The 15,064-nt window shown below is 67.8% G+C and carries 12 protein-coding genes; 7 read left to right on the forward strand and 5 right to left on the reverse strand.

The window, feature by feature from the left end; genetic code table 11:
• Window positions 1–58: 58 nt before the first annotated feature.
• Entirely contained in the window at window positions 59–1,009 is a 951-nt protein-coding gene (locus tag MFF61_RS31595; RefSeq protein WP_238241649.1) for a LysR family transcriptional regulator, read from the reverse strand.
• A gap of 204 nt (window positions 1,010–1,213) precedes the next feature.
• Here MFF61_RS31595 and MFF61_RS31600 point away from each other — a divergent pair, with 204 nt between their 5' ends.
• Together MFF61_RS31600 and MFF61_RS31605 are read left to right on the forward strand one after the other, a co-directional pair.
• Complete coding sequence (locus MFF61_RS31600; protein ID WP_238241650.1) at window positions 1,214–2,602, forward strand: UbiD family decarboxylase; 1,389 nt, start codon at window positions 1,214–1,216, stop codon at window positions 2,600–2,602.
• A 5-nt stretch (window positions 2,603–2,607) separates the two neighbouring features.
• Window positions 2,608–4,323 (forward strand): GMC family oxidoreductase, encoded by a 1,716-nt coding sequence (locus tag MFF61_RS31605; RefSeq protein WP_238241651.1) that lies wholly within the window; start codon window positions 2,608–2,610, stop codon window positions 4,321–4,323.
• Between the two features lie 19 nt (window positions 4,324–4,342).
• On the opposite strand, the gene MFF61_RS31610 is transcribed toward MFF61_RS31605, so the two are convergent.
• A complete protein-coding gene (locus MFF61_RS31610; RefSeq protein WP_238241652.1) occupies window positions 4,343–5,167 on the reverse strand; it encodes a sterol desaturase family protein in 825 nt (274 codons plus the stop codon).
• A gap of 227 nt (window positions 5,168–5,394) precedes the next feature.
• Between MFF61_RS31610 and MFF61_RS31615 the strand changes: the two genes are divergently transcribed.
• Window positions 5,395–6,219 (forward strand): helix-turn-helix transcriptional regulator, encoded by an 825-nt coding sequence (locus MFF61_RS31615; RefSeq protein WP_238241653.1) that lies wholly within the window; start codon window positions 5,395–5,397, stop codon window positions 6,217–6,219.
• 580 nt (window positions 6,220–6,799) lie between these two features.
• On the opposite strand, the gene MFF61_RS31620 is transcribed toward MFF61_RS31615, so the two are convergent.
• Window positions 6,800–7,804: an AI-2E family transporter gene (locus tag MFF61_RS31620; RefSeq protein ID WP_238241654.1), complete on the reverse strand. Its 1,005-nt coding sequence runs from the start codon at window positions 7,802–7,804 to the stop codon at window positions 6,800–6,802.
• A gap of 178 nt (window positions 7,805–7,982) precedes the next feature.
• Window positions 7,983–8,813, reverse strand: coding sequence for a Crp/Fnr family transcriptional regulator (locus MFF61_RS31625; RefSeq protein WP_238241655.1), 831 nt, complete (start codon window positions 8,811–8,813; stop codon window positions 7,983–7,985).
• A 205-nt stretch (window positions 8,814–9,018) separates the two neighbouring features.
• Between MFF61_RS31625 and MFF61_RS31630 the strand changes: the two genes are divergently transcribed.
• Together MFF61_RS31630 and MFF61_RS31635 are read left to right on the forward strand one after the other, a co-directional pair.
• Window positions 9,019–11,211 (forward strand): ATP-binding protein, encoded by a 2,193-nt coding sequence (locus MFF61_RS31630; RefSeq protein ID WP_238241656.1) that lies wholly within the window; start codon window positions 9,019–9,021, stop codon window positions 11,209–11,211.
• The gene (locus tag MFF61_RS31635; protein ID WP_238241657.1) at window positions 11,208–11,864 is read left to right on the forward strand and encodes a response regulator; all 657 of its coding nucleotides are present in this window, start codon (window positions 11,208–11,210) and stop codon (window positions 11,862–11,864) included. Before MFF61_RS31630 ends, MFF61_RS31635 begins: the two co-directional genes overlap by 4 nt.
• Window positions 11,865–12,046: 182 nt before the next feature.
• Here MFF61_RS31635 and MFF61_RS31640 read toward each other — a convergent pair whose 3' ends face one another.
• Entirely contained in the window at window positions 12,047–13,414 is a 1,368-nt protein-coding gene (locus tag MFF61_RS31640; RefSeq protein WP_238241658.1) for a PRC-barrel domain-containing protein, read from the reverse strand.
• Window positions 13,415–13,741: 327 nt separating this feature from the next.
• Between MFF61_RS31640 and MFF61_RS31645 the strand changes: the two genes are divergently transcribed.
• Entirely contained in the window at window positions 13,742–13,990 is a 249-nt protein-coding gene (locus tag MFF61_RS31645; protein ID WP_238241659.1) for a hypothetical protein, read from the forward strand.
• 137 nt (window positions 13,991–14,127) lie between these two features.
• Window positions 14,128–14,403, forward strand: a complete 276-nt coding sequence (locus MFF61_RS31650) for a hypothetical protein (RefSeq protein ID WP_238241660.1) — start codon at window positions 14,128–14,130, stop codon at window positions 14,401–14,403.
• The last annotated feature ends 661 nt before the right edge of the window (window positions 14,404–15,064 follow it).

The raw sequence follows: 15,064 nt of genomic DNA on the forward strand, positions 1-15,064 counted from the left end.
GCGGGATCGTAGGGGCGGGCGCGTTTGCCTGTCGAATAAGGATGGATGATGCGGGCGATCAGCGGGACGTCGGGCCCGCCGGGTCAGGGCCCGTGACGATATGGGCCTGGAGGGCAGCGGCCGCTGCCGACAGCTCCTCGCCCAGGATCTCGACGAAGCGTGTCGCCGCGGGGGTGAGCGGGGATTTCGGGTGGTGGATGATGACGAGCTGGCGCGTGATGCGGGGCGCCACGATGCGGTAGGCCCTGAGCGAGCCCTCCGCGAGCTGCCGGCTCACCGCGATGCTGGGAAGGACCGTGAAGCGGTTCGAGCGCGCGACGAAATCCGCGATCGCGGAGGGCAGGTCGAGCTCGATCTGCGGGCTGAGGCTGATGTCCTCCGCGCCGACCCGCCGGTCGAGCTCCAGGCGCAGGCCGTGGCGGGCCGAGGGCAGGACGAGGTCGAGTTCAACGAGATCGCGCATGCGCACCGGAACGGGGATCGGCAGCGGCGTCGCGCTCGCGCCCACGACCACCATCTCCTCGTCGAGGAGCGGTTCCATCATCAGGCCGAGGCGGCGGTTGGGCTTGTTGATCACCGCAAGGTCGAGGCTGCCGTCGCCGACGCCGTCGATGAAGGTCGTGGAATAGCCGTCCGCCAGAGAAAGCTCCACCTGCGGGTAGGCGGCCGCGAAGCGCGCCAGCACGCTCGGCACCACGCTCATGGAGAGCGAGGACAGGATGCCCGCGGTCACCCGGCCCGACACGCTCTGCGAGAGCCGCGCCATCGCGGCCCGGGCCTCGGCAACGTCGCGCAGGATCGGCTGAACGTGCCGGTGCAGCATCCGGCCCGCGGCAGTCGGCACCATCGCCTTAGGCTGGCGCTCGAACAGCCGCTGGTCCAGTTCGCGCTCGAGCTTGGCGATTTGCATGCTGAGCGCGGGCTGCACCACGTTCATCCGCTGCGCCGCGCGCGTCACGCTGCCTTCCTCGAACAGGGCGACGAAGTAGGAGATCTGACGCAAATCCACGGGCGGGATCCCGGTTTCCGGCGGCGCTCCGGTGCGGCACTCGGCCGTCGAAAACACGCCGTATCACAGGAGCATAAGCCCGCAGCCACGGCAATTCAGACCGCCTGATCGACCCCATCAGCAATCCTTATTTCAGTCCGTCGCCGCAGCGGCCTAACGAGACCGGACGACGGCGCCCGCGCGTGCCGCGACCGGGAGGACAGAATGAACGTGCCGGCCCCAGCCCGATCCTTGCGCGACTGGCTCACCCGCCTCGGCGAGAGCGGGCGTCTCAGCGTGACTCGTTCGGGCATCGGGCTTCGCCACGAGGCTGCGGCGGTGGCGAACCGGCTCGACGGGCGCAGCGTCACCCTGTTTCCCTGCCCCGACGGCCAGGACGGCATCATCGTCTCGGGCCTCGTCTCCAGCCGGGCCTGGATGGCCGAGGCGCTCGGGACGACCGAGGACCGCCTCGTCGCGCATTTCCAGCAGGCCTGCGCGGAGCCGCTGCCCTGGCGCGAGCGGGAGACCGGACCGGCCCAGAGCGTCGTTCACCGCTCCGGCATCGATCTCCTGCGGCTGCTGCCCGTGCCGACGCTCAACGAGCACGACGGCGGTCCCTACATCTCGGCGGGGCTGATGATCTCGCGCGATCCCGAGACCGGGGCACAGAACGTCGCCATCCTGCGCTGCCAGATCAACGGGCCCGACCGCATCGGCGTCCTCGTGCTGCCGCGCCACACCGACCATTTCTACCGCCGCGCCGAGGCCGCTGGCCGCGGCCTGGAGGTGGCGCTCGTCGTGGGTGTCGATCCGGCCTGCCTGCTCGCCTCCCAGGCGATCGTGCCGCTCGGCCAGGACGAACTCGAGATCGCGGGCGCGCTCACGGGCGCTCCCCTCGACGTGGTGAAGTGCCTGACGAACGACGTGCGGGTGCCGGCCGAGGCCGAGATCGTGATCGAGGGGCGGATCCTGCCCGAGCTGCGCGAGCTGGAGGGGCCGTTCGGCGAGTTCCCGCAATATTATGGCGAGCGGGCCAAACGCCACGTCATGCAGGTCGAGGCCGTCACCCACCGCGAGCGGCCGCTCTTCCACATGATCGTCGGGGGTGGCCTCGAGCACCTGCTGCTTGGGGCGATCCCCCGCGAGGCCACGATCCTGGCTACCCTCAAGCGCAGTTTCCCGGGCGTCGAGGACGTCCACCTCTCCCTTGGCGGGGTCGGCCGCTATCACCTCTACGTGAAGCTGCGCAAGACGCAGGAGGGCGAGGCCAAGAACGTCCTGCTCGGGGCCTTCGCAGCCCATTACGACATCAAGCACGTGGTCGTCGTCGATACGGACGTAGACATCCACGATCCGAAGGAGGTCGAGTGGGCGGTAGCCACCCGCTTCCAGGCTGACCGCGACCTCGTGGTGGTGGCCCATTCGCAGGGCTCGAAGCTCGATCCCTCCGCGCGCGAGGGCGTGGGCGCCAAGATGGGCCTCGACGCCACGGCGCCGCTGGACGCGCCGCCGATGAAGTTCACCCGCATCCGCGTGCCGGGCCAAGCCGAGGTCGACCTGGCGGCCGTGGTCGTGCCGGACGCGGACTGGCGCGCGGCGCTCGGCGGCTGACGCGCATGAGCGATCTGCCCCCTGAGGTCGACGTGCTGGTCGTCGGCGGCGGCTCGGCCGGCTGCGTCCTCGCCAACCGCCTCTCGGCCGATCCGAACCGGCGTGTGCTGCTCGTCGAGGCCGGGCGCGACACACCGCCCGGACAGGTGCCGGCCGAGATCCTCGACAGCTACCCGATGCCGCTGTTCTTCGGCGACACCTACATCTGGCCGGGCCTCGACGCCGCCGTCACCCGCGGGGCCGACGGACGGATCCGGCGCCGGGCCTACGAGCAGGGCCGCGTGATGGGCGGCTCGTCGAGCATCAACGTGCAGGCCGCCAACCGCGGGCTTCCGCGCGACTACGACGCCTGGGCGGCGGCCGGCGCGAGGGGCTGGGCCTGGGACGACGTCCTGCCCTACTTCCGCAGGCTCGAGACCGACCTCGACTGCGATGGCCCACTGCACGGGCGCGACGGCCCCGTGCCGATCCGGCGCATCCTGGAACCGGCTTGGCCGCCCTTCGCGCACGCGGTCGCGAGTGCCTTCGACGCCACCGGCCTGCCGCGGCGACTCGATCAGAACGGCGAGTTCGAGGACGGGATCTTCCCGCCCGCCTTCTCCAATCGGGACGACGCCCGGGTCTCCTCGGCCGCGGCCTATCTCGACGCACGCACGCGGGCGCGGAAGAACCTCGTCATCGCCGCGGACACGCAGGTCACCGGACTCGTGTTCGAGGGGCGGCGCGTCGCGGCCGTGCAGCTGCGCCTGCCCGACGGGCGCGTGAGGTACGTCGCGGCGCGGGAGGTGGTGCTCTGCGCGGGCGCGCTGCAATCGCCGGTCCTGCTCCTGCGGGCTGGAATCGGACCCGCCGAACACCTGCATGCCAGCGGCGTGGCCATCCTCGCGGACCGGCCCGGGGTCGGCGAGAACCTGCGCGACCACCCTGCCCTGACCGTCGCGCAGTACCTGCCCCGTCGGCTTCGCCTGCCGCTGAGCTATCGACGGGCGAGCTTCGTCGCCCTGCGTTCCTCCTCCGACCTGCCGGGCGGCAGCCCCTCCGACATGTACCTCACGGCCTCCGCCCGCGGCGGCTGGCACGCGCTCGGGGCGAGCCTCGCCCTCTACTTCCTGTGGGTGAACCAGCCGCACTCGATCGGGCGGCTGCGCCTGGAGCCGGCCGACCCGGCGGGCCGTCCGGCCGTCGACCTCGGCCTCCTGTCCGACCCGCGCGATCTCGACCGGCTGGCAGCGGGTCTGCGCGACCTCGTGGCGCTCGCGGTCTCGCCCCAGCTCAACCCGGATCCCGCGGCGATCTTCCCGGCGAGCTTCACCCCCGCGATCAAGCGGCTCAGCCGGGTCACGCCGCACAACCGGCGCGTCACCGCCCTGCTGGCCCGGCTCCTCGACGGCCCTGCCCCTTTGCGCCGGCTGATGCTGCGCGCCGTCTCCGGCGGGGTGGACCTCGCCCGGATCGCGGGCGACGACGCGGCCCTGCGGGACTTCGTGCGCGAGGCGGTGTTCGGCGTCTGGCACGCGAGCGGCACCTGCCGCATGGGCGACTCGGCCGACCCGGGCGCGGTGGTCGATCCGACCGGGCGGGTGATCGGGGTCGAGGGGCTCTCGGTGGCGGACGCCTCGGTGATGCCGAGCCTGCCGAGCGCCAACACCAACGTGCCGACCATCATGATCGGGGAGAAGATCGCCGATCACCTCATCGCGCGGCTGGGGGCCGGGGCCTGAGGCCGCCGACCCCTCGCCCTCAGGCGAGGCGGGCCCGCGAGCGCCGCTCAGCCTCCTCGATGCTGGGCGCCGACAGATCCGGATCCGCCGCCCGAACGTCGGCTCGCATGTGGTCGTGCGACGCGCCATTGAACAGCGTCCCGACCAGGGAGCGGTCGAGGTCGCTGGTGCCAAACAAGGCGTCGCAGATCGGGAAGGTCAGGTTGAAGTTGCGGGTCTGCATGAACCCGAGCACGTGATGGATGTAGTGCATCCGCCGCACGGTGTTCACCAGGGGGATGTACCGCAGGTAGGGATGCCGCGTGTCGTCGAGGTGTGAGAGCGTGTGCAGGCCCTCGTAGAGCAGGTAGTAGGCGGCCATCGTGAGCACGACGATGTACCCGGCATTCGACGAGATCAGCCAGCCGGCCAGGAGCGCCGGCGGCAGGGCGGCGAGCACGAAGCCGATCGGGGCGAATGGCGGAAACAGCAGGGCCCTCCATTCCTTGTGGCCGCTGTAGCCGAGGTCGTGGTGGGTGAAGAATTGGTGATGCACTGTGCAGTGTCGCTTATAGATCATCGTGAGCCCGGGCACCGGGCGGTGCAGCACGTATCGGTGCGCGGCCCACTCGCACCAATTGCCGAGAAGCACGATCGGCACGACCAGCAGCCACTCCCAGGCGGAGGCGGCCTCGATCCGATTCCAGCAGTACAGGGCCGTGCCGCCGGTGATCAGCAGCGTGAAGCCGAGGTGGATCGCGCCGTGGTACCAGGGCGGGGTCTCGGCCACGAAGCGCTTGCGGAAGGCTCTCTGGCGCTCTTGCTCGCGCCGGTCGCGCTCCGGGCTTTGGAAGACGGGTGTCATGGGCTTCCTCCTCGTCTCGCTTTCCCTCTCGGGCGGGGCACCTCCTTGCGAGAAGCGGAGTCTGGCGCGGGCCGCGCGCGGGACCCTGATCATCCCAGAGGCCGACTTATCAATCCGGATGATTTTCGCGCGACCGCCCGGGCTGGCGTGCGTGCGCATGGGTTAAGATCCCCGATCGGAACGACGGTGAGGCCGGCCCGGGCCGGTAGGGAGGACGATCGCGGATCGTGACCCAGGCTCTCGGCATCCTGCGCGGCGCGTTCGGCCGGGTGGCGCTCCTCGACATGGACACCTCCCTCGTCGATCACGCGCACCATCATTGCCACGTGATCCTGAAGGCGAGCGGCCCCGACCAGGATTTTTTCGTCGCGGGCCGGGCGCTGCCGGTGCGCGACGATACCGCGATCCTGATCAACAGTTGGGAGCCGCACCACTACCTGCACCGGGGTGGGCTGCAGCGCACGGTCTTCCTCGCGCTCTACATCGAGCCCGCTTGGCTCGGTGAGATCGAGCGCGCCTTCCGGCCCTGCGGCACCGGCCGCTTCTTCGAACAGGCCTGCGTGCCCCTCGATGGCGCCCTGCGGCGGGCGCGCGAGGATCTCGTCCAGCGCATGAGCTGCCACGACACCGATGCGGCAACGCTGGAAGACCTGATCCGCGCCCTGATCATCGCCCTGGCGCATCGCTACGGAGATCGGCAGCCCCCGCGCGTGGCGCGGCCGGCCGATCACCGCATCCGGCGGGCTCTCCGGTTCATGGGGGAGTCGGGTGCCGTGCCCCGCGATCTCGATGCCGTCGCGCGTTCGGCCGGCCTATCGCGGCCGCACTTCAACACGCTCTTCCGCCGCTGCACGGGGCTGAGCCCGGCCGTCTACGCCAACGCCGTGCGCATCGAAGCCGCCGTCGCAGCGATCCTCGATCCCGCCCTCGCCCTCGCCGCGGTCTCCGACAATCTCGGCTTCAGCGCGCCGGCCAACTTCACCCGCTTCTTCCAGCAACACACCGGGACGATACCCAGTCAGTTCCGGCGTGTCGTTGCTGAACTGCCGTAGCGGCTCTGGGGCCGAGAATACACTTGGGGAGAGAGGAGGCCGACCGGGAGCTCGGAAGCGGTCATTCGATGGATGGTCGGGTAAGTGGCGACCAGCGCCCATTCTTCGTCGCTGACATCGGGTGGGTAGGTGCGGCGGTACTGCATCCCAAGGAGACTTGCGCACTCTCCGGTCCGCAACTGCTTCTAGAGCGAGCACCGCTCGCCAGCCTCTCGAAGGCGGCGCGCACCATCACAGGCACGCGTTGGAGCGGACCGCGAATCTTCTGCCTGTGCGAAAGTCCAGAAATCAAATGTCCGGACACCGCTCGCAACCGGACGCTTCTCTCACGCATCATGAAGAGCCGCTTCGGGTCGGAGTTCGCGTCGGGCTTGTTCAGTTGTGCGCCACTTCCAGACCTTCGATGGGTGCTTCCGGAATGGCCGCTCGTCACCCGACACCGGACCTTTCGAGGCCGGTGATCGCCCACCCGGCACACGCGCTGATTCGCGTAAGGGCGGCTTACGGAACCAGCAGACTGCCAGCATTTTCAGAACTCAGGAACTTCGGTGCAGACGGTCGCTGTGTCTCAGGCCAGACCTCATCGCGAGCCGGAGAGCAATATTGCGATCCAGCGTGTGCTTGAGAAATGCTCGCAGACTATGATGAACGCGGCGGTCAACGGGATTGCGATCAACATGCCTGCGATGCCCCAGACCCAACCCCAGATCGAGAGGGACACGACGACAGCGATGGGGGAGAGCGATAAGCTGCGTCCTTGCAGAACCGGATAAATCACGTTGCTGATCGTGATCTGGATCACGCTGAAGCCAACGAAGATGATGATCGGCAGGAACGAGTCTGGGAACTGGACCACTGCATAGAGGCCCGGCGGGACGATACCGACGAGATTGCCCACCACAGGAATGTAGTTCAGCAGGAAGTTCAGCGTGCCCCAGACAAGGGCTAGGTCGAGGCCGGTCGCGAGCGCCCAAAGGGTCGAAGCCACGCCCGTGATGAGGCTGGTCGCCGTCGTGGTGGCGAGATAATCACGGATCTTGCCGGCAATCTCGTCCGCCGCCTGGGTCACTTCGCTCCGCTTATCAGCTCCGAACGCCGCTTGAAGCTTTCGCCGCAAGGCAGGGATCTCCGGCAGTCCCAGGACAACGAGTATGGCGATAAAGGCAATGTATACCGAGATCGTGTAGGCGTTGCCCAGCAGATCTTGCCCGACAGCGATGAGGCGGGCGTAGCCTTCCTTCCCACCGAGCGGCAGGCCCCAGCGGTCGGCCCAAGCCGTGGCGGATTCGTAGGCACTCTCGAACTCGGCCCAGCGCTGCGCGAACGCCCGAACGACCTGAGCGGCCGAGAAGTAGACGGCTGCGATGAAGCCGAGAGTGATGGCGAGCAGCACCAAGATTGTGCCGAGACTGCTGAAGCGCTCTGGCAGCACGCGGCGGAGCCACACCTCGACGGGCCAGACCGCCGCGATAACCACGGCCGCGACCGCAATCGGCATCGTCACGGCGTAGGACGCCCGCAAGGCCAGCAGCACGAGCGGGATCGCGATCAGGGCAAGCCACACGTTGCGGACCTTGTCCGTCATGATCAGAGGCTATCACATCGCGGAAGGGCGGGTCGTCATTTCAGAAACTCGCACGGCGAACCCGCGAAACCGGATGCCGACGTGATCACGCTTTGCCTTACACGACGGATCAGCGGGCAATGCCCGGACGTGGCGCGGATGTACGTGGCGATGGTGCAGACGAGCCTGCTCCGACACACTACGTACCGTCCTGATCCACGACCGTCTCGCAGACCAAGCGCCTGCGTTCGGCCCGGACGATCCGGTGGCACTCGCACGCGGCCTGCTCAAGACCGCCGCGGTCGAGCACCTTGAGGCGACCACGGCCGCGCCGAACTAGGCCAGCCATTTCCATCTCGCCCAGCGCGGTCGTCACGCCGGCGCGGCGCACGCTCAGCGATTGGCTCAATGCACGGTGGGTCAGCGGGATCTCGTCGCCGTCAAGATCATCGAGCGCACGCAAGAGGGAGCGGGCCAGTCGCTCGTCCAGACTGTGGTGTGTGTTGCACAGCATGAGCTGCGCGGTCTCGATCAATCTTGCTTGAACGTGTGCCAGCAGGAGCGAGCGGAGGGCGGGCCTGGTGATCATCGCACGCCGGAGATCCTCGGTCCGAATGCGCAGGGCCTCGCCTGGAACTTGGACGACGCAGCGGTGCGGCGCGCGCGCGGTCCCGAGCACCGCGGACACGCCGACAAGGTCGCCGCGCCCGAGCGCACCCACTTCCACGCTCTCCCGGCCGGCGACGCGGCACAAGAGCGAGGCGGTCCCGCGCTCGATGAAGTAGACGTACGCGACCGGAGCATTGCGCTCGTGCAGTACCTGTCGCCGGCGCAGGACCAGAGGTTCTAAAGCGGGGCGAAGGGCGGCAAAGTCCTGGTCTGTCAGAGCCGCCAGCAGCGTGTTGCGGAATTTTACTCCTCCGCTCAGGCCGGCCGGCAGTCTTGGGAGCCTAGTGTTCGTCCGCGGCATCCGTGAAACGGCCGTTGCCGCCTTGTCCCAAGCGGACTCGGCGCACTGCGCATCGATCATCGTTCGCATCCTGGCTCAGGTGTAGCCGGTCGAGCCCGGCGGAGGTTGATGGAGATTGAGGCCTCTGCCTTATCCTCACGCGGGCGATGTCCCGATCCCAGTCAGGCCCGACGGTAGGCGTGTCAGGGAATGCCGGACGAAGCCGTGGGCCAAACCCGACACGCTTATGTCCTGGCCCGTGTCATTCTCACGCCAGAGATGGCACATGATCCGGCGTGCGGCCGAACAGGCGATGCAGGCTGGCCATCGCTCGAGCAGGGACCTTGTCGAACGCTGCGAACACGGGGCCGGCCGTCTCATTTGTACCGAGGAGGCGAACAAACCCGGAGCCGACGGTGTGAAGCGCGAAACCCATCCGGGCACCCGCCTCCTGATCTCGCTTGCCCTCGCGGCGGCTATCCCGGTGCTCCTCTTCAGCGGCTGGGTCGCCTACGTGACGGCAGAGCAGGGCCGCGCCACCGCGCGGCACGTGGCCCTGGAGAGTGCCGCGCGCGTGGCAGACCGGGTCGCGGCAGATCTGGCTGTGCAGTTGCAGATCCTCGATGTGCTTGCTGCCTCGCCGGCTCTCGACGGTCCGAGCCTGGAGCCGTTCTATGAGGAGGCGCGACGCCTCAAAGCCAGCCGGCCTTTGTGGGAGACGGTCGAGTTGGCGGATGTCTCCGGCAATCAGATCGTGAACCTGCTGCGCCCATTGGGTACAGCACTCGGGCCTACGGCCGACCGCGACAGCTTCGAAGAGGTTCTTCGCCTCAGGCAAGCGGTTGTCGGCGGCATCGGCCCAGTCGGGGCCCTCTCGGGTAAACGACTCGTCACATTGCGCATACCCGTTATCCGCGACGGGCAGCTCCGCCACATCCTCACAGTCGCGCTCGCTACCAACGCAGTCAGTTCGATCCTGAGGGATGCCGGTGCCCCGGCCGGCTGGGTGGGCGAGATCGTTGACAAACGCGGCAATATCATCGCGCGCACCTCTGCCGAGGCGTCCGAGCTAGGTCGGCCCGCCAGCCCGGCTCTGCGCGCGGCCATCGCTCGTGCCCCGGAGGGCTTCTACAGCGGCCCGACGCTTGAGGGCAGCGACGTGGAGACGGTCTACCGAACGCTCCCTGACACCAGCGGCTGGTCGGTGCATTTCGGGGTGCCGAGTGCGGCGCTGAACGCACCCGTGTCCCGGTCGTTCTATGTCCTCGTGGCCGGCGGCTTGGTGAGCCTCGCGCTCGCGGCCGGATTGGCGGCGCTGACGGCGCGCGACATCGCCCAGCGGCGGCGCGATGAGGAAACACGAATGATGCTGGCACTGCGGGTGAGCGAAGAGCGGGGAGCGCTGGCAGTCGAAGCCGCGGAACTCGGCACGGTTCGCTGGAACCTCGCGTTGCACGTGGTGACCGGGTCGGAGCGGACGCGGGTTCTCCTCAGCTTCCCCCCCGCGCCGATGGAGGAGAGCGAAGCGCAGTGGTCATTAGCGGCCTTTCTCGAGGCGGTACACCCGGAAGACAGGGAGCCTCTGGATCAGGCACTGCGCCGCTGCGTGGAGGAGGATGTGCAGCTCGACATCGAGTTCCGGGCCCTCCGGCCGGACGGCGGCGCGCGCTGGTTGCGGACGACGGGCCGTGCCCCGCGTTTTCACGACGGCGACCGGCCGAGCGTCATCTACGGCGTGATCGCCGACGTCGAGCCGCGCAAGCGCGCCGAGGCCGAACGGACCGATCTGCTGCGGCGCCTCTCGGACGCTCAGGAGAACGAGCAGCGCCGCATCGCGCGCGAACTCCACGACCAGGTCGGTCAGACCGTAACGGGACTCTCGCTGGGGCTCAAAGGTCTTGAGACGCGACTTGGAAGCGGGGGGGTCGAACTGGATGCGGTGAACCAAGTGCGCTGGCTGCAATCTCTCGCCGCCGAGATCGGGCGAGACATTCACCGTGCAGCCCTCGACCTCCGGCCGACCGCGCTCGACGACCTCGGCCTGCAGAAGGCGCTCGCCGCCTACGCGGAGGAGTGGCGCCAACGCCACGGCGTCGATTTGGACCTTCAGGTGCTGGGCAGTGAGGCTCGGCTGCCTGCAGATGTGGAGACCGCCGCCTACCGCATCGTCCAAGAGGCGCTGACCAACATCCTGAAGCATGCCGGGGCCCGCAGCGTCAGCCTAGTGCTGGATCGGCGGGCCGACGGGCTGCGCGTGATCGTGGAGGACGATGGCGCGGGCTTCGATCCGGAAACGGCCAACGGCTCCAGAACCCACGGCTCCGCTGCTGGCGGTAAGATCGGGCGCCGCCTCGGCCTGTCCGGTATTCGGGAGCGTCTCGCCCTGCTGGGAGGTACGCTGGCCGTTGAATCGGCACCAGGATCGGGCACGACCCTTTTCGCCCAGATTCCGTTGCCTCCCGAAGGAGCCGAGCCGTGAACCCGATCCGCGTCGCGGTCGCCGACGACCATCCCATCGTGTTGGCGGGCATCAAGGCCTTGCTTCAGGCCGCGCCTGACATCGCCCTTGTCGGCGAGGCGACTACGGGGACGGCGGCCCTCGACACGATCTGCCGGGCCTCTCCCGACGTCGCGGTCATCGACATCTCGATGCCCGACCTCAACGGCATCGACCTGGCGCGTCACCTCGCCGAGCGCTGTCCGCAGGTCCGACTTCTGGCTCTGACCGTCCACGAGGACCGGGCCTACGTTCAACCCCTGCTGCAGACGGGAGCGCGGGGCTACCTGCTCAAGCGGTCGGCGGCGGAGGATCTTCTGCGGGCCGTGCGAGCGGTCGCGGAGGGCGGCATCTACCTGGACCCAGCCGTCGCCGATAAGGCGCTGCCGAGCGCGAGCCGACTGGCGTCCGAGCCTGGTGCCGGGGCGACGCTGAGTCCCCGCGAGGACGAGGTGCTGCGGCTCACCGCCCAGGGCTTCAGCAACAAGGAGATCGCAGCGCGCCTGGGCGTCAGCGTGAAGACGGCCGAGACCCACAAGGCGCGCGCGGCGGAGAAGCTCGGCCTGCGCACGCGGGCGGACATCGTTCGTCACGGCGCCTCGCAGGGCTGGCTCGACGAACTCGCGCGCCGATAGGGGGAGCCCGCAGGAGGTAATTCGTGCCTCTGAGCCGGCGTGGTGCGCCGCCGCACCCAGCCCTGCGGGACCGTCCCGCGGGGAGGCTGCTTCACCAGTGCCCACGGGAGCGTCTCTCGATCGCGCCCTGCATTGCCGGTCCATGGGCCGCCGGATCCCGAGGACCCGGCGGCCGCATCAGGTCAGCCGCGATACACGGCGAATTCGGCCTGCCGGTTCCGGTCGGCATCGCGGTAGCCTCGGACGTTCCGATCGAACTCCGGAATGGCCTTGATCTGCTCGTCCGTTAGGCCCGAGACGGTCAACCGTCCGTCCCGCACCTTGATCCGGTCGAACGGCAGCAGGATCTGCTTCTCGCCCAGCCCCAGGAACCCTCCATGGCCAATGACGACGTACATCTTGTCGTCCACGCCGACGAGAACGCGCTCGATGTCGCCGAGTTGCTGGCCCTGAACGTTGTAGATGTCCTTCCGGAGCAGGTCCGAGACTTGGAAGCTGCGCGTCACGCCGTTGCGAGTCGTGCCCGTGACGTCGGTCGCATCGACATTCGGCGCCGGCGTCACCATCGCGACGGTCAGAGGCGCCAGGGCGGACGCCTCGACCTCGGTGTACTTGCCAGCTTTGGCGTTGTAACCCGGCATCGCCTTGATCTGCTCATCTGACAGGCCGACGATCATCAGGCGCCCGTCGTGCATCATGAGGCGATCGACCGGGAGCGCGATCTCCTTTTCGCCCAGTCCGAACAGGCCGCCGTGTCCTACCACGGCGTAGAGCTTCTTGTCCTCACCGCGCACAAGACGCTCAACATCGCCGATCTGCTGGCCGCGCCCGTTCATGACATCCATGTCGGTCAGCTCGGCGGCGGAGACTTGGCGCACCTGCCGATCCGGCGTGCCTTTGCTGGCTTGGTGCGGAGTCATCGGCTCGACACGAACCTGCGGCTGGCCCTGGGCGCGGTTGACCACGACCTTGGGCTCGGCGCTCTCATACCGGATTACGGGCTGCTGGTCGGGCCGCTGCACTTGGATCTGGGGCTGCTCCGACTGCACGACCTGGACCTGCGGCTGCCCGCGCGCGACATGCACGTCCGGCTGCGGCATGCGGAGGGTGATCTCGGGCTGTGGGATGGTCACCGTGACGACCGGCTGCGGCTGGTGCACCGTGATCTCCGGCCTCTGCTGTTGCACAGTCACGCTCGGCGTGCCCGGCTGAACCAGAACGTCGGCACCGTCCGCACTGCGTTGCGCCGTGCTCGGAACCTTGACGACTGCCAGGAGGGCGGCGGGGAGCGTGACGCCGGCTTGCTGAAGGCGCACGGCACCATCGCGACAGGCCACGATATTGTTGTCACGCTGGTAGATTTTGGCTTGGTCGACCGAGATCGGCGAAGCGGGCTTGGCCTCGCCGCGCCGCTCCAGGAAGGTCACGAGGTCGCGGCAGAGATCGGCTTGTGCGGTGGCCGACGCCGTGTTCGTCTGCGCGAGCACTGCGGCAGGGCTCACCGTGACGGCGAGGGCGGTCATCATTGCGGGGATACGGGAGCTTGTCATGCGTCTTCTCCAGGTTGGCTCTGTTCAGCGCGGGAAGATCGCGCGTCCAGTCGACCAAGCTGCGAGATCAGGCATGGTTCTGGACAGTGTCCGGTGCTGTACTGACTTCCAGTGTGTCGGACGCCGGCCAAGCGCAGGGATTGGAAAGAGGCTCCAGGATTCGGCTCCAGGGTCAAGCTGCGCACACGCCCAGCCCCTGCAGAAGACCGTCGTGAACTCGGTACACTAGCGAGCCGTCTTTACAGAAACCGAACACCCGCCATGGAACGCGGATAACGGCACTCCGTTCAGCCATCACTGCCAACGGTTTGAATGGAGATCTTGGAGATGAGGAATATTCTGGCTCTTGCTCTTCTGACGAGCGCTCTGCCGGTCTTTGTCGCTTCCGCGCAAGCTGCCGGCAACGATTGTGCCAGCGAAATGAAGAGGGTGGATGCAATGATGCCAGCCAACCAAGACGCGGGCAAAGCCGCGATGGCGCGAGCTGAGTTGAAGATAGCGGCCGAGAAGGCTGCGAGCAAGGACGAACGGGGCTGCATGATGCATGTCGGCAATGCCGAGAAGGCAATAAAATGATCTGAGTTGATTGCGCTTTTCTGATCGCTTCAACTAGTGCGGCTCTCGCCTAAAGCAGAAGGCACCTTATATTCACGCGACGCGAAAAAAGTCTGAGATATCGCGCTGCGTGAGCGTAGGCCCGAAGTTTTCTTGATATGGAGGAATTCATGCGTTTGACACCGTTCGCCGTCGCGAGCTTGGCCGCGATGAGCTTCGCAGGCGCCGCCAACGCGCAGATGCGTGTCGGACCCGACGTTCCGAGGCCCTCGGGTCCGGTGGTCGCGCCGACCGTCGGCACGACCGGCAACGACCGGAACGTGGCGATCGCGCCAGGACCGACGGGCGCATCCACAATCCAAACGGACTCGGCGGCAGCCAGCAACGCGGCTCAGCCAGCACGCAAGGTGCCGCAGGGCAGCGGCGGGCGCTGAGGCTCCGCAGCCGCGGACATAGGGCTTCTTCGGGCGGATCGCACCACACCGACGCCGTGCGGGGAATCCTTCCCGGTCCGCCGAAGGCGAGCCAAGTGTCGGCAGCCTTCATTGTATAACCCAAGTGGAGCGAGACGTCTTTGCGGCAGGCCACGAACGGACCGCTCCACGTTCAACACGGGAATGAACCTCGCGATGCAGCCACAGAATGAGCGCCCGACACGTGTCCAGATACTCCGGGAGAAGCTTGACGAGGCGATCCCCTATGACCTCCGACCCTTGTGGCGAGAGTTTCAAATTGCCTTGGATGCCGAGGGAGTCGGGAGCCGCGAAGCGTGTGCGGGCGATGAAGAACGTCCGCGGATTGCCGACCAAGAGGAACAGGATGGGGGTGCCTCTGCGAACGGAGCGCGATGCAAGTGAGCGATGCTCACGCATCGCGCGAGCGTTCAGGGGAAAGCCGGAGTCCCGGCGCTCACCGCGTCGTGACCATCGTCGGTCGACCGATCCGTTCGATTGTCGTGCTGTCTCTGGAGCAGCCAACCGATGCGAGGAGTGGGGCCATGATCAGCGATGCAGCGCCTCGCGATGACAGTGGCAACTGCTTGAGAGACATCGTCACCCAGGCCGTGTGCGACTGCCTGAACCGCAGCTTGAGGCC

Source organism: Methylobacterium isbiliense (assembly GCF_022179325.1).
Lineage (GTDB): Bacteria > Pseudomonadota > Alphaproteobacteria > Rhizobiales > Beijerinckiaceae > Methylobacterium > Methylobacterium isbiliense.

Coding starts and splice junctions, on each gene's coding strand:
- MFF61_RS31640 (WP_238241658.1), bottom strand. CDS start 13,414: ATGACAAGCTCCCGTATCCCCGCAATGATGACCGCCCTCGCCGTCACG.
- MFF61_RS31650 (WP_238241660.1), top strand. CDS start 14,128: ATGGAGGAATTCATGCGTTTGACACCGTTCGCCGTCGCGAGCTTGGCC.
- MFF61_RS31630 (WP_238241656.1), top strand. CDS start 9,019: ATGATCCGGCGTGCGGCCGAACAGGCGATGCAGGCTGGCCATCGCTCG.
- MFF61_RS31605 (WP_238241651.1), top strand. CDS start 2,608: ATGAGCGATCTGCCCCCTGAGGTCGACGTGCTGGTCGTCGGCGGCGGC.
- MFF61_RS31600 (WP_238241650.1), top strand. CDS start 1,214: ATGAACGTGCCGGCCCCAGCCCGATCCTTGCGCGACTGGCTCACCCGC.
- MFF61_RS31625 (WP_238241655.1), bottom strand. CDS start 8,813: ATGATCGATGCGCAGTGCGCCGAGTCCGCTTGGGACAAGGCGGCAACG.
- MFF61_RS31620 (WP_238241654.1), bottom strand. CDS start 7,804: ATGACGGACAAGGTCCGCAACGTGTGGCTTGCCCTGATCGCGATCCCG.
- MFF61_RS31610 (WP_238241652.1), bottom strand. CDS start 5,167: ATGACACCCGTCTTCCAAAGCCCGGAGCGCGACCGGCGCGAGCAAGAG.
- MFF61_RS31645 (WP_238241659.1), top strand. CDS start 13,742: ATGAGGAATATTCTGGCTCTTGCTCTTCTGACGAGCGCTCTGCCGGTC.